The sequence below is a fragment of the Serpentinicella sp. ANB-PHB4 genome (assembly GCF_031432315.1).
Classification (GTDB): Bacteria; Bacillota; Clostridia; order Peptostreptococcales; family Natronincolaceae; genus Serpentinicella.
In genome coordinates, this window is record NZ_JAVKGO010000001.1 from 406,380 (window position 1) to 421,158 (window position 14,779).

General features: G+C 32.6%; 14 protein-coding genes. All 14 read right to left on the reverse strand.

Translation table 11 applies throughout. The annotated features are described in order from the left end of the window. Positions 1-59 precede the first annotated feature (59 nt). The 14 genes from ftsY to RH915_RS02245 all read right to left on the reverse strand — a co-directional run bounded on the left by ftsY (position 60) and on the right by RH915_RS02245 (position 14,659). Positions 60-1,082, reverse strand: coding sequence for a signal recognition particle-docking protein FtsY (gene ftsY, locus RH915_RS02180; RefSeq protein WP_310477657.1), 1,023 nt, complete (start codon positions 1,080-1,082; stop codon positions 60-62). A 16-nt stretch (positions 1,083-1,098) separates the two neighbouring features. After that, the gene (smc, locus tag RH915_RS02185) at positions 1,099-4,686 is read right to left on the reverse strand and encodes a chromosome segregation protein SMC (RefSeq protein WP_310477658.1); all 3,588 of its coding nucleotides are present in this window, start codon (positions 4,684-4,686) and stop codon (positions 1,099-1,101) included. Between the two features lie 22 nt (positions 4,687-4,708). Beyond that, positions 4,709-5,422, reverse strand: coding sequence for a ribonuclease III (rnc, locus tag RH915_RS02190; protein WP_310477659.1), 714 nt, complete (start codon positions 5,420-5,422; stop codon positions 4,709-4,711). Between the two features lie 100 nt (positions 5,423-5,522). Next, positions 5,523-6,761, reverse strand: a complete 1,239-nt coding sequence (gene fabF / locus RH915_RS02195) for a beta-ketoacyl-ACP synthase II (RefSeq protein WP_310477660.1) — start codon at positions 6,759-6,761, stop codon at positions 5,523-5,525. Between the two features lie 57 nt (positions 6,762-6,818). Next, the gene (gene acpP / locus RH915_RS02200) at positions 6,819-7,049 is read right to left on the reverse strand and encodes an acyl carrier protein (RefSeq protein WP_310477661.1); all 231 of its coding nucleotides are present in this window, start codon (positions 7,047-7,049) and stop codon (positions 6,819-6,821) included. 48 nt (positions 7,050-7,097) lie between these two features. Then, positions 7,098-7,841, reverse strand: coding sequence for a 3-oxoacyl-[acyl-carrier-protein] reductase (gene fabG, locus RH915_RS02205; protein ID WP_310477662.1), 744 nt, complete (start codon positions 7,839-7,841; stop codon positions 7,098-7,100). Further along, complete coding sequence (fabD, locus tag RH915_RS02210) at positions 7,832-8,794, reverse strand: ACP S-malonyltransferase (protein WP_310477663.1); 963 nt, start codon at positions 8,792-8,794, stop codon at positions 7,832-7,834. The genes fabG and fabD overlap by 10 nt, the downstream gene beginning before the upstream one ends. Positions 8,795-8,806: 12 nt before the next feature. Further along, positions 8,807-9,748, reverse strand: a complete 942-nt coding sequence (gene fabK / locus RH915_RS02215) for an enoyl-[acyl-carrier-protein] reductase FabK (RefSeq protein WP_310477664.1) — start codon at positions 9,746-9,748, stop codon at positions 8,807-8,809. A 55-nt stretch (positions 9,749-9,803) separates the two neighbouring features. Next, entirely contained in the window at positions 9,804-10,799 is a 996-nt protein-coding gene (locus tag RH915_RS02220) for a beta-ketoacyl-ACP synthase III (protein ID WP_310477665.1), read from the reverse strand. Then, positions 10,783-11,799, reverse strand: a complete 1,017-nt coding sequence (gene plsX / locus RH915_RS02225; protein WP_310477666.1) for a phosphate acyltransferase PlsX — start codon at positions 11,797-11,799, stop codon at positions 10,783-10,785. The genes RH915_RS02220 and plsX overlap by 17 nt, the downstream gene beginning before the upstream one ends. Positions 11,800-11,813: 14 nt before the next feature. Beyond that, a complete protein-coding gene (gene fapR / locus RH915_RS02230) occupies positions 11,814-12,380 on the reverse strand; it encodes a transcription factor FapR (protein WP_310477667.1) in 567 nt (188 codons plus the stop codon). A 191-nt stretch (positions 12,381-12,571) separates the two neighbouring features. After that, positions 12,572-12,754 (reverse strand): 50S ribosomal protein L32, encoded by a 183-nt coding sequence (rpmF, locus tag RH915_RS02235; protein WP_310477668.1) that lies wholly within the window; start codon positions 12,752-12,754, stop codon positions 12,572-12,574. Positions 12,755-12,767: 13 nt separating this feature from the next. Beyond that, entirely contained in the window at positions 12,768-13,301 is a 534-nt protein-coding gene (locus RH915_RS02240; protein WP_310477669.1) for a YceD family protein, read from the reverse strand. A gap of 167 nt (positions 13,302-13,468) precedes the next feature. Beyond that, on the reverse strand, positions 13,469-14,659 hold the full coding sequence (locus RH915_RS02245; RefSeq protein WP_310477670.1) for an acetate/propionate family kinase: 1,191 nt from the start codon (positions 14,657-14,659) through the stop codon (positions 13,469-13,471). Positions 14,660-14,779: the final 120 nt, after the last annotated feature.

Consider the following 14,779-nt stretch of genomic DNA (forward strand, 5'->3'; position numbering starts at 1 on the left):
ACTTTACATGCATTTTATATGATATCTTCTTGTATGTCAAGTGGATATTATTTAAGTAATTAATTTTCACCAAATAGCGCTTTTATAAACGTACTTGCTTCAAAATCTTGTAAATCCTCAACTTTTTCTCCCACACCAATTAATTTAACAGGTATATTTAGTTCTTTATTGATTGCAATTACAATTCCACCTTTTGCGGTGCCGTCTAATTTTGTTAATACTAATCCAGAAATATCAGCAACTTCTTTAAATGTTTTTGCTTGTTGTATTGCATTTTGACCTGTTGTAGCATCTAGTACTAGTAAGATTTCCTTCGTTGCATTCCCATACTCTCGTTCCACAACTTTGAAAACTTTATTTAACTCATTCATTAAATTTTTCTTATTATGAAGTCGCCCAGCTGTATCACATATTAGCACATCAACTTTTCTTGCTCTTGCAGATTGTATACCATCGTAAATAACTGCAGCAGGGTCGGAACCCTCTTGATGACTAATAACATCTACTCCAACTCTATCTCCCCAGATCTTTAGTTGATCAATGGCCGCTGCTCTAAAAGTATCCCCAGCAGCTAATAATACACTTTTGCCTTCACGCTTTAACTTATGAGCAATTTTACCAATAGATGTTGTTTTGCCTACACCATTAACACCTACTACTAAAATAATAGCAGGAGTAGGCTCTGTTAACAGTTTGTTTTCTGACTGTTGACTTAATATAACTGTCAATTTGTCTTTTAATAATTCTCTTATTTCCTCTGGATCAGTAATTTTATTATCGCGCACAGAATATTTTAGGTCCTCAATAATATCTAACGTTGTTTGTACCCCAATATCTGAGCTTATTAGAATTTCTTCCAAATCTTCAAAAAGGTCTTCATCAATTTTTTGATATGACTTAAGGAGTGTATCCACCTTATCTGTTATACCAAGTTTTGTTTTTGATAAACCTTCTTTTAATCTCTTGAATAACTGAAAACCTTTGCCTTCATCTTCATCAACTTCGGCAACATCATTATGCACATCTTCTAAGTTTTCTATTTGTTTTTCTTTTTTTGAACTATTGAACAACTTTTTTATCATTTTATAACCCTCCTAGCTAACTAGCTGCAATTTCATTCTCTATATCTACTAATCTTACTGAAACAAGTTTTGAAATTCCTTCTTGCTCCATTGTTACACCATAAAGTGCATCTGCAGCTTCCATAGTTCCTTTTCTATGGGTAACTACTATAAATTGAGTTCTTACAGATAATTCTTTTAAAAAGTCAGCAAATCTGAACACATTAGCATCATCTAAAGCTGCTTCTATTTCGTCTAAAATACAAAAAGGTGTTGGTTTAACAAGTAGAATAGCAAATAGTATAGATATAGCTGTTAATGCTCTTTCGCCGCCTGATAGCAATGTTAGATTCTGCAACTTTTTACCTGGCGGTTGTGCAACTATATCTATTCCACAATCTAAAATATTCTCTTCATCAAGAAGGATCAAGTCAGCTTTACCACCACCAAATAACTTTGTAAACACGTTATTAAAATTCTTTTTAATTATTTTAAACTGTTCAAGAAATTTGTTCTTTATTGTTACTTCAAGTTCTTGTATTACTTTTAATAATGATTTTTTAGCTAATATAAGATCTTCTTGTTGTGTATTTAAAAATTCATATCGTTTTTTTACTTCTTCATACATATCTATAGCTTCTAAATTTATGTTTCCTAAAGATTTAATTTCATGTTTATAGTCTTTTATCTTTTTCGATGTACTTGTTATATCACCTATATCAATCTTGACTTTTTGAGCATCAACATAAGTCATTTCATATTCATCCCATAATCTGTTGTAAAAGTTCTGTTGTTGCGCCTCCAATCTATTTCTCTTGATATCTAATTTGTAGATACTATTCTGTAAATCCGCTATTAATTTATCTACTTGATCATTTTCATTCTTTTTTGTTTCTCGGACAACAGCTAACTCGCGATTGCTATCACTTAGTCTTTCCATATCACTTTTTAACCCATTAGATTTTAAGCTTATTGTAATAAGCTGATCTTTATTTTTTAGTAGTTCTTCTGTAATTGTCTTTGTTTCACTAATTATTTCATCTTTTTGTTTTTGCTTCATTATAGCCTTTTCTTTGCTTGAACTAAGGTTTTGTTCCAAGGCGTTAATATCTTTCAGTAAAGAGTTTTTTTGCTCTTCTTTAGAAGATATGGTGATCTTTTTATCAACCATATCATCGCTTAGTTTTTGAATATTTGATGTTTCATCTGTGAGCACTTCTTTTGATTCAGCTATATCATTACGTATTTTATTTGTAAAATTCTCTGAATTTGTAATTTTATTATTTATATTTTCTAACTTTATTTGACTATCCTTAATAACATCTGTTAGTTTAAATTTCTCTTGTATATTCATTTGCTTAATTTTTTTTACTTGTTGGAATTCTTTATCTAATTGTTCTGACTTGTGGTTTAAAGAGTTCAAAATGAGCTTCTTGCCCTGGACGTTCTCTCTTACCTCTTGCTTGCAAGTCAATAGTTTTCTTTGATCATTTTCTAATTCTTCTATCTTACGTTCTTTGATATTCAAAGTATTTTTTAGATTAGCGACTTTTTCATTAAGCTTTTCAATCTCTTTTTTTCTTTCAAAAACACTACCGACGTTTCTGTTATTACTACCTCCAGTCAACGATCCACCCGTGTTTATAATGTCCCCATCCACAGTTACAATCTTAAACTTATACGCAAGCTTCTTTGCTAGTTCTATTCCTATATCCAAATTTTTAGTAACAATAACTCTATTAAGCAGACTTGAAACAATCCTACTATATTGTTGATCGAATTCCACTATTTCATAAGCAATACAGGCTTTATCGTTATAAGAATTTATGATTTTTTCTTCATGTATAGATATGCTTTTTTTCAAAATTGTAGATAAAGGTAGAATTGTAACTCTTCCTAATTTATGTTTCTTAAGATATTGTATTAGGTTTTTCCCTGTATCGTCAGTATCACAAACTATATTCTGTATTGAGGCTCCTAATGCTGTTTCAATTGCAACTTCATACCCATCTGGAACTTTAATTAAATCTGCAACTGCACCAAAGACTCCCTTTGAAAGATTCTTATTGTTTTTACATGCTTTTAATAGGTTTTTAGTTCCTTTGCTAAAACCTTCGTTTGCCCGTTCCATATCTTTAATAATGTTTAGTCTTGAGGCATTTTGACTTAAATCATTCTTGTTTTTTTCTAAGTTCTTATTTTCATTAATAATCAAGTTACGGATATCTTCTAGTTTTTTATCTAATTCTAGAGTTTGCGTATTTGACTTATCAATATCGTTCTTTACAGTCATAATCTCAGCAGTACATTTTTTAATATCCTCTTTTAATACTTTTTCTTGGTTCTCTGTATTGAATATTTGATCTGTTAACTGTTTTTCTCTATCATCCATAGTTTCTGTTAAAGTTATCAAGGATTTTGCCTCGGCTTTTAAGTCGGAGATTTTGTTAAGTTCCTCTATAATTTGTGTTTTAGATAACTCAACCTTGTATTCTTTATCTGTTTTTATCTTTACTAAATTATTATAATCATTCTCTTCCTCTTTTAATTGTAGATTAATTTGTTTTATTTCTTTCTTAATTTGATCTAAACATATTTGCTTGTCCTTTAATTCATTTGTTATATTTACTTCTTCATATTCAATTTCTTTCAGTTCTTTAAGTAATCTTTTAATATTAGTTTCGTTATTATGGATTTTCTCATTGTTTAATTTGATTGTCCCCTGCAAATCATGAAACTTATTTTCAAGATCGTGTCTTTTATCTTTCAAACTTGTAAATTGCTCTTCACCGTCTATAATATTTTGTTCAACAATACTTAGACGATCAGCAACAATTTCTTTTTGTGTCAGTTGCTCTTTCTTAGATTTTTCTAATACCTGTAATTGGTCTTTGATATGTTGTAACTCATGGTCTAATTTATCAATTTCTTTAATAAATAGACTAACCTCAAATTTCAATAATTTTTCTTTTATTTCTTTATATTGCTTAGCCTTTGTACTTTGTTTTTCTAAAGGTCCTAACTGACTTTCTAATTCGTTCATTATGTCGCTTATTCTAGATAAGTTCTCTTGAGTTGAGTTGAGTTTTTTCTCAGCTTCCATTTTTCGTGTTTTATATTTAACAATACCAGCTGCTTCTTCAAAAACAAGCCGACGATCCTCTGATTTGTTGCTCAATATTTCATCGATTTTCCCTTGACCTATAATGGAATATCCATCTTTCCCAATTCCTGTGTCCATTAATAGTTCCCTTATATCCTTTAGTCTACATAAGGTCTTATTGAGATAATATTCACTCTCACCTGTTCTATACACACGTCTTGTAATTGTAACTTCTTCGTATTCTGTATGTAAAATTTTTAACTTATTATCTAAAGTAATTGAGACTTCAGCCATTCCTAGTGGTTTTTTAGTTGTTGTCCCAGAAAATATCACGTCTTCAGCTTTGCTTCCCCTTAATGTTTTAATACTTTGTTCACCAAGGACCCATCTAATTGCATCTGATATATTGCTTTTACCACTTCCGTTCGGTCCAACAACTCCCGTAACACCCTGTTCAAAGTTTAATTCAATTTTTTGTGCAAAAGATTTAAAGCCTTGCATCTCAACTTTTTTCAAGTACATTAAAATTCCCCCTAGTACTCAATCATAACACATTAACCTCATCTATAGCCACTTTGGCAGCATTTTGTTCTGCTTCTTTTTTACTCTTTCCTTTGCCTTTCCCAATAACATTATCACCAATAGACACTTCTACATAAAAAATCTTATTGTGATCCGGGCCTTCTTCTCCAACTACAATATAAGAAATTTTCTCAAATGACTTACTTTGTAATAATTCCTGCAAATGAGTTTTGTAGTCTCTAAAAATGACACCTTTACTGGCTAACTCTATACTTGTCTTTAGTCTTTCTAAAACAAACTGATTAGCAGCAGATATTCCTCCATCAATATATAGGGCTCCTATTATTGCTTCAAAGGCATCTGCTAGAATAGATTCTCTTTTTCTTCCACCAGTACGCTCTTCACCTTTTCCTAACAGTAGAAATTTACCTAGATTAATCTCCTTTGCTGCACTAGCTAAAGAGGGCTCACATACAACATTTGCTCTTACTTTCGTTAATTCTCCTTCTGGCAAGTGGTTATATGTTTTAAAAATATAATCACTTACTACTAGTCCTAAAATTGCATCACCTAAAAACTCTAGTCTTTCATTGTACTTAATTTTCTTATTTTTTATCTCATTTGCATACGAACTATGTGTTAAAGCCTCGATTAATATATTTTTATTTTTAAAGCTATATTTTAATATTTTTTCTATATTAAAAAGATTTTGTTGAGATTCTGAAAAGAACTTCATATATCACCTCTGTTAATTAAATTCATTAATATTTTACTACTATCTTTTTATAAATGCAAAAATAAATTATAGGATATTATCCTATAATTTATTTTTATATTTAAATGAATTTTTTAAATAAAATGGTTGCATTATGGCCTCCAAAACCTAAAGAATTAGACAAAGCATAATTTATATTTTTTCCTCTAGCCACATTTGGAACATAGTCTAAATCACAGTCATCATCAGGTGTATCATAATTAATAGTTGGCGGCACTACATTTTTTTGTATTGCTAATGAACACACTATAGCCTCTATTCCACCAGCTCCACCTAATAAGTGCCCCGTCATAGATTTTGTTGAGCTCACACAGATATGTTTTGTATGATCCTTAAATACAGTTCTAATTGCCTTTGTCTCAAATTTATCATTAAAAGGCGTACTTGTTCCATGTGCATTTATATAGTCTATTTCATTATAGGAAATATTTGCATCTCTCAAAGCACTCTTCATAGATCTTGCAGCGCCTTCTCCATCTGGAGCGGGTGCAGTTATATGGTATGCATCAGCACTCATTCCATAACCAACTATCTCAGCATATATTTTTGCACCTCTTTTTTTGGCGTGCTCTAATTCTTCTAAAATTAATATGCCTGATCCTTCCCCCATAACAAATCCATCTCTGTTTAAATCAAACGGTCTACTCGCTTTTCGGGGTGATTCATTACTTGTAGACATTGCTTTCATTGCACAAAATCCAGCAAATGCTAAAGGTGTAATAGAAGCTTCCGCGCCACCAGTTACCATAACTTCAGCATCACCACGCTGAATAATCCTAAACGCGTCACCAACCGCATTTGTCGAAGAGGCACAAGCTGTTACAACTGTAGTATTTGGTCCCTTAGCGTTGAACATCATTGAAATCTGACCTGAAGCAATGTTAACTATCATCATTGGTATAAAGAATGGGCTGATTCTTCTAGGACCTTTTTCAACTAATTTTCTGCTTTGATCTTCAAAAGTTTCCATACCACCTATGCCTGCACCTAATACAACTCCAAATCTTTCTGAATTTATCGTATCGATATCTAGTTTAGCATCATCAATAGCCAGTTTAGACGCCGAGGTTGCAAACTGAGTAAACCTATCCATTCGCTTAATTTCTTTTTTCTCTATATAATCCTCAGGATTAAAGTCATTAACTTCCCCAGCTATCTTTGTAGGGTAGTCTGATACGTCAAATTTTGAAATAAAGTCTATTCCAGACTTACCATTAACAATTGAGTTCCAGAATTTATCTTTCCCTATTCCAACCGGCGTTATACAGCCTAGACCTGTTACAACAACTCTTCTAGTCATTATTTCCTCCTTCTAAATTCTTAGTCCCGTATAAATAAACGGGACTAAGAATTTTTATTACTTTTTCTGTTCTATATACTTAACAATATCACCAATATTTTTAAAGTTTTCAGCTTGCTCATCAGGGATTTCAACACCAAACTCATCTTCTATTGCCATAATAATTTCTACAGCATCTAAAGAGTCTGCTTCTAAATCCTCAACTAATGATGTTTTCGGTGTAACCTCCTCTAAATTATCTAAACCCAATTGCTCACCAATAATTTTCAGAACTTTTTCAAATACCATAATAAATTCCTCCTAAATATATTTTTTTATATTATTTAATGCTATATTTTATATAGCCATACCACCATCAACCGAAATAACTTGACCTGTTATATAACTTGATAATTCACTACTTAAGAATAATACTGTATTAGCAATATCTTCTGCTTTACCATATTTTTTAAGGGGAATACTTCCCAAAAGATTCTTTTTTACTTCTTCTGACAAGACAGTCGTCATATCAGTTTCTATAAATCCTGGTGCAATAGCATTAACGTTAATACCTTTTGGTGCTAATTCTTTTGCCATTGCTTTCGTGAAACCAATCACTCCTGCTTTTGAAGCACAGTAATTTGATTGTCCCGCATTACCTACTATCCCAACAACAGACGATATATTTATAATTTTCCCATATCTTTGTCTCATCATTTTTCTAGCGATAGCTTTTGTACATAAGAATACGCCCTTTAGATTTACATCCATTACCTTTTCCCAGTCTTCTTCTTTCATTCTAACTAAAAGATTGTCACGGGTAACTCCTGCATTATTTACTAAAATGTCAATACGCTCAAAATTTTCATCTATAATACTTATCATTTTTTCCACTTCTGATGCTATCGTTACATCAGCTTTAACAGCCAATGCCTTTACATTATAACTTTCAATTTCTAAAATTGTTTCTTGTGCTGCTTCACCATTATTAGTATAGTTAATAACAACATGAACCCCTTTTTTGGCTAGAGATATTGCAATTTCTTTTCCAATACCTCTTGACCCACCTGTTATCAAAGCACATTTTCCTTCTAAGTCCACTTCAGTCCCCCCCTTAATTTCTGTACTGTGATTTGCAAATCTGATAAATTATCAACGTTCAAAGTTTCAACGGATGCCCCTTCAAATTTAGCTATCTTCTTTATAAAATTAGATAAGGTTTTTCCTGGTCCGATTTCAACAAAGGTATCGAATCCTTCTTTCATCATCAAAATTATAACGTCATGCCATAATACAGAGTGACTAATTTGTTTAACTAAGTTTGGTATAATCTCCTCCCTATTGAGCAACTTTTTTGCATTTACATTTGTAACAACTGGAACAATAGGGTCTTGTATTTTTATTTTTTCTAACTCATTTAGTAACTTATCGCCAGCTTCTTTTAACAAGCTACAATGAAAAGGTGCACTAACTGGTAACATGACTGCTTTTTTCGCCCCAGCGTTTTTTGTTATTTCTATTGCTGCTTTAACAGCATTTACTTCTCCTGATATTACAATTTGACCAGGACTATTGTAGTTAGCAACCTCTACAACCCCATGTTTTCTACATTCCTCTAAACATGATATTAATCTATTTTTGTCCTGTCCTAGGATTGCAGCCATAGCACCTGCCCCCTGCGGCACCGTTTCTTGCATATATTTCCCTCGTTTTTTTACAAGCTTCACGGCATCTTTAAAGGCTAAAGCGTTAGCACTAACTAGTGCACTGTATTCACCTAAGCTTAATCCTGCAGCCATCTTACCTACAATACCTTCCTTCTCCAGAACTCTTAATATTGCAATACTTGTAGTCAAAATTGCCGGTTGTGTATTCTCTGTTTTTATAAGTTTATTATCTGGATCTTCAAAACAGAGTTTTGCCATGTCAAACCCAAGTTGTTCACTGGCCTCATCATATACGTCTTTAGCTTCAGTAAAGTTTGTAGCTATTTCTTTTCCCATCCCAGTGTATTGTGCTCCTTGACCAGGAAAAACAAATGCTATATTTCTCATTGGCTTCACCCCTTAAACAAAGTTACTCATGTTCTTTATTCTGTTTGACGCCTCATTGATAATATCTGTGATAATTTCTTCACATGTCTTTATGTCACAAATTTCACCTGCTACCTGCCCAATCATAACAGAACCATTAACAATATCTCCATCTTCAACTGCTAATTTGAGTTTTCCCGTCCCAAATTTTAACAATTCTTCTTTGCTACGACCTTCTTTTTCTAACTTCAGTAATTCTCTACTAAACGGATTCTTTAAAACTCTTACTGGATGACCAGTTGATCTAGCAGTAACAATTGCATCTCGATCTTTTGCTTGTATTACAGCTTCTTTATAATTTTTATGAGCTACACATTCTTGGGAACAAATAAATCTTGTGCCCATTTGGACTCCTTCAGCACCAAGGGCTAATGCGGCTACAAAACCGTCTCCGTTTACTATACCACCAGCTGCAATCAAAGGAATAGTTAACCTCCTGGAGACATGGGGTACTAAAGTGAAGGTTGTTAACTCACCAATATGCCCCCCTGCTTCAGTTCCTTCAACGATTACTGCGTCCGCTCCTAATGTTTCCATTCTTTTTGCTAATGCTACTGAAGGTACAACTGGGACGACTTTAGTACCTATTTCTTTTAGCTTTTTCATGTACTTCCCTGGATTGCCTGCGCCAGTGGTTATAACTGGTACTTTTTCTTTAAATACTACTTCCATTATTTCGTCTATATATGGAGATAAAAGCATTACATTAACACCATAAGGTTTTTGAGTTAATTGTTTAACTTTTTTTATTTCGTTCTCTAATACATCTGCTGGTGCATTTCCAGCAGCAATGATTCCAAGCCCACCTGCATTGGACACAGCAGCAGCGAGTTCAGCTGTAGAAATCCACGCCATACCCCCCTGGAGAACAGGGTATTTAATATTTAATAATTCACATACTCTTGTTTTAAACACATTAACCCTCCATTCCGTTATTATATTGTAACTTTTATACGCATTTTTAATTTTCTTATTTTGTCCATTTAATAATAGACGCTCCCCAAGTTAAGCCCCCGCCAAATCCAACAATTAAAACGTGACTACCTTTTGTTAAAAAACCTTTTTTTGCAGCTTCATCTAATGCAACGGGGACTGATGCTGCAGACATATTACCGTATAAATTTAGATTTACATAAACTTTATCCATTGATAGTTTTAAACGTTTTGCTGCAGCTTCAATTATTCTAATATTTGCTTGATGAGGGATTAAAAAGTCAATTTCATCCAAAGATAGATTGCTGTCTACCAAAGCTCTCAATGCTGATTTTTCCATGGCTCTAACAGCAAATTTAAAAACTTCATTACCATCCATCTTTATATAATGTAATTTGCTTTCAATTGTTTCAATACTTGCTGGCAATCTTGAACCTCCAGCTGGTTGAGTAAGCGTGTGCCCATTTTCACCATCTGCGCCTAAATATGATGATATAATACCACAATCATTTTCTGACTTTTGCAGAACAACTGCACCAGCACCATCACCAAAAAGAACACAAGTATCTCTATCTTCCCAATTTATAATTCTGGATAACGTCTCTGCACCGATAACCAAAACATTATGATACATGCCAGTTCGGATAAACTGGTTGCCTAAAGTGATCGCATATATAAATCCAGTACATGCTGCTCCTATATCAAATGCTGCTGCATTATATGCGCCTAAATTTTTCTGTACAATACATGCAGTAGATGGAAAAGACATATCAGGTGTTGCTGTTGCGACTATAATTAAGTCTAAGTCTTTGGCACTTAAATTTGCATCTAGTAAAGCTTTTTTTGAAGCTTCAGTAGCAAGATCAGATGTAGCTACATTGTCATCTGCTATTCTACGTTGTTTAATGCCAGTTCTTGTAGCAATCCATTCATCTGTCGTTTCAACAATTCTTTCTAAGTCATTATTAGTTATTATTTTTTCAGGAACATAACTTCCTGTACCAGATATTTTTGCATTATTTAGACTCTCCAACGATATCCTCTCCTAATGTTTGTATCTCTTTTGATATATCATTCACGACGTTATTTTCTATAGAAATTATTGACTGCTTTATTGCATTCATTATAGCTTTAGAATTTGAACTCCCATGTGCTTTTATTAAAATACCATCTACACCTAGAAAAGGTGTTCCCCCATATTCAGTGTAATCAAATCTTTTCTTAAAATCTACTAACCCTGGCTTCACTAGCGAAGCTCCTAATTTACGTAATGTATTTTTAGTAAACTCCTCTTTGAGTACACTAAATATAGTTGAAGCTATACCTTCTGTTAATTTAAGTATAATATTACCGGTAAATCCATCACAAATCATAACATCAGTCAACCCAGAAGGGATTTCTCGTGCTTCAATGTTTCCCTGGAAATTAATATTAGATTTTTTCATAAGCTGATATGATTCTTTTGCCAGATCATTTCCTTTAGTTTCTTCTACTCCAATATTAACTAGATGCACCCTTGGGTTACTTATTTTCAAAACCTTTGATGCGAAAACACTACCCATATGTGCAAACTCCAAAAAGTTCCTAGGCTTACAATTTGCATTTGCTCCTCCATCCATAAGCACTGATACACCATTAAGCGTTGGATATGGTATCGCTAATGCCGGCCTATCAATTCCCTTTATCCTGCCTAATATAAATAATCCCCCAGCAAGTAATGCTCCAGTATTACCTGCTGATATAATAGCCTCTGCTTTTCTTTCTTTAACCAAGTTTATTGCAACAACCATTGAAGAATTTTTTTTCTTTCTAATAGCAGAAACAGGTGAATCTTCATTTGTTATTATTTCATCGCAATGAATCACTTCAATTCTATCACTAGGATATTCATACTTTTTTAACTCATTTTTAATACTTGATTCATCTCCTGTAATTGCTATATCAACTTCATATAATTTAACTGCATCAACTGCACCTCTCACTGTTACTTCTGGTCCAAAATCGCCGCCCATTCCGTCTAAAACAACTTTCATCGTAACCCTCCTACTTATTTTTCAAGTGATACTAATATAAATTTACCTCTAAAAACCTGTATCTGATTAGCATTTATTTTAACATGAACAAAGTGCTTATTTTCTCTAACTCTAACAACTTCAGCTTTTGCAATCAATTTGTCACCAGAATTAACTGGATGGAGGTATTTAATATTAGATACACCAGTTAGTGCTACATCAGCATCAATAACTGCCATGGCTAAGGATTCTGCTTGTGAGAAAATATGATGTCCTCTCACTATCTTTGTTTTACTAAAAGCTAAGTCATTAGTTGTTTCTAATATTGAAATCCCACTTTTCCCTAATGTTAGGTCAACTAATTCTCCAACGATCTCCGTTCCTACAATACTTCTTACCTTATCATAATTTTTCTCAGCTACACCCTTTATGCGTTCTCTTAATTCAGGAATCCCTAGTTCTAGCCTATCTAATCTAATAGTTTGAATACTGACATTGAAAAGTTTGCATAAAGCCTCATCTGTTAAAAACGGGTCTTCTTTTATTAATTCTAAAAATTTATTTTGTCTTTCTGATTTAGATAATTTTGACTTTTTTTTCATTTTAACACCCCTGCATTAGTACTTATATTTAGTACCTAATACTAAAAATAAGTATATATTATGTATTCGCAAAAATCAAGTTTTTTCTGTTATTTTTAAAATACCCTCTGACTTGCATTTGTATCCGATTATTAAATTAAAACAAAAAACTAAAAAAAATAGCAATGAGTTATCACTGCTATTTCATAGATTTATTTATTTGTATCAATTACCTCTCTGTTCTTGTAATGTCCACACTCAGGACATACTCTATGAGGCAGTTTTGGCTCATGACATTGTGTACAACTCACAAAACCAGGTGCGACATATTTTGAATTCGCAGCTCTTCTCATATCTCTTTTAGATTTACTTGTTTTTCGTTTTGGTACCGCCATATTTAACACCTCCTTACTCGTTTTTAAAGAATTGCTTAAGTTTTAGTAGCCTAGGATCTATACCTTCCGTTTCAATATCACTTTCAGTCAGTTCGCAATTACAAGCTCCATCATTCAAATTCTTGCCACATTGAGTGCATAGACCTCTACAATCATTCGTACAAAGAATTTTCATTGGAATATTTGTAATAATGGCTTCTTCAACAATTTCATCAAGGTTAATTATAATATCATTATAAATATATACATCTTCATTTAACTTTTCTTCATTTGCATTATCTTCATGAATAAGTTCTATATTTACATTTGTATTATAATTGAAGTCAATTCCTTTTAAGCATCTACTACATTTCGTTCTCATTTTAGTTTTAACATCAGCTACAAAGAAAGTTTTACCTTCTAAGTCATATAGCACTCCTATTACATTTGCCGGTGTAACGACCTTAATTAAGTCACCATTGTAATTAATGTGCTCTAGCTCAATTGTGAAATCTATATCTTTTTTTGTACTATTATTATGCTTTATTTCCGTTAGATCAAACTTCAATATGTTCACCCCAATTTAAAATAAACTGACTTTCTAAAATGTGAACTGTAGTTTTATAAAATACTAACAAAACTGATTATACAAACGAAAACTATCTTTGTCAAGTATTTTGTCTTTATACCACATACATCACTAAAGGTAGGTTCCCCTACCTTTAGTAATATATCTTATATTAAATTAACTGTTTCTCTTGCTATAGTTAACTCTTCATTTGTAGGTATTAGTAATACCTTCACCGTTGAATCATCAGTTGTAACTACAGTTTCTTTTCCTCTAACATTGTTTCTTTCTTCATCAATTTTAATTCCTAGGAACTCAAGATTCTCACAAATCGCCGCTCTAGCAATTGCTGAGTTTTCACCAAGACCAGCTGTAAATACAACAGCATCTACTCCACCCATCTCTGCTGCAAAAGATCCAATATACTTTTTAACTTTATTATAGTAAACATCTAAGGCCAATTGAGCTCTTTTATTACCTTCAGCTGCTTCATTTTCAATGTCTCTAAAATCACTGCTTACACCTGAAATTCCAAGAACACCGGATTTTTTATTTACTAAGTTATTAATCTCGCTAACACTCATATTCTCTTTTTCCATTATAAAAGTAACAATTGCTGGATCTATATCTCCACATCTTGTTCCCATTGCTAATCCTTCTAATGGTGTAAAGCCCATTGTAGTATCAATAGATTGTCCATTTTTAACAGCCGCTATACTTGCTCCATTACCCAAGTGACATGTTATTAATTTTAAATCTTCAAGTGGTTTTCCTAGCATTGAAGCTGCTCTATCAGACACATACTTATGTGATGTACCATGGAATCCATATCTTCTAATTCCATATTTCTCGTAGTACTCATATGGTAATGCATAGATATATGATGATTCTGGCATTGTTTGGTGAAATGCAGTGTCAAATACTGCTACCATTGGAACATTTGGTAATATTTCTTCGCAAGCATTAATACCCATTAAATTTGGTGGATTATGTAGAGGAGCTAAATCTGAACACTCTTCTAGTGCGTTTTTAACCTCTTGAGTAATTACTACTGACCCAGAAAACTTTTCTCCGCCATGAACAACTCTATGTCCAACAGCACCTATTTCATCCATAGACTTAATTGCACCATGATTAGGGTCAATTAAGGCGTCTAAAACAATCTTAATAGCGGCCTTATGATTGTCCATTGTGTCTTCAATTACAACTTTTTCTTTTCCTGTAGCCTCATGCTTAACAAAAGAACCTTCGATTCCAATTCTTTCAGCAATCCCTATAGCTTCAACCCCCTCATTTTCCATATTAATAAGTTGGTACTTTAAAGATGAGCTTCCGCAGTTTAAAACTAATACTTTCATGATATAACCTCCTAAATATTTTTAAGAACTCTTTTGACAAATATAATGTCGTTTTAATACTAACATTTCAATAATAATAAATTTTGAAGTATTTTCAAGTTTTTATAAGATATTTATATG

Coding starts and splice junctions, on each gene's coding strand:
- ftsY (WP_310477657.1), bottom strand. CDS start 1,082: ATGATAAAAAAGTTGTTCAATAGTTCAAAAAAAGAAAAACAAATAGAA.
- smc (WP_310477658.1), bottom strand. CDS start 4,686: ATGTACTTGAAAAAAGTTGAGATGCAAGGCTTTAAATCTTTTGCACAA.
- rnc (WP_310477659.1), bottom strand. CDS start 5,422: ATGAAGTTCTTTTCAGAATCTCAACAAAATCTTTTTAATATAGAAAAA.
- fabF (WP_310477660.1), bottom strand. CDS start 6,761: ATGACTAGAAGAGTTGTTGTAACAGGTCTAGGCTGTATAACGCCGGTT.
- acpP (WP_310477661.1), bottom strand. CDS start 7,049: ATGGTATTTGAAAAAGTTCTGAAAATTATTGGTGAGCAATTGGGTTTA.
- fabD (WP_310477663.1), bottom strand. CDS start 8,794: ATGAGAAATATAGCATTTGTTTTTCCTGGTCAAGGAGCACAATACACT.
- plsX (WP_310477666.1), bottom strand. CDS start 11,799: ATGAAAGTTGTTTTAGACGGAATGGGCGGCGATTTTGGACCAGAAGTA.
- fapR (WP_310477667.1), bottom strand. CDS start 12,380: ATGAAAAAAAAGTCAAAATTATCTAAATCAGAAAGACAAAATAAATTT.
- rpmF (WP_310477668.1), bottom strand. CDS start 12,754: ATGGCGGTACCAAAACGAAAAACAAGTAAATCTAAAAGAGATATGAGA.
- RH915_RS02245 (WP_310477670.1), bottom strand. CDS start 14,659: ATGAAAGTATTAGTTTTAAACTGCGGAAGCTCATCTTTAAAGTACCAA.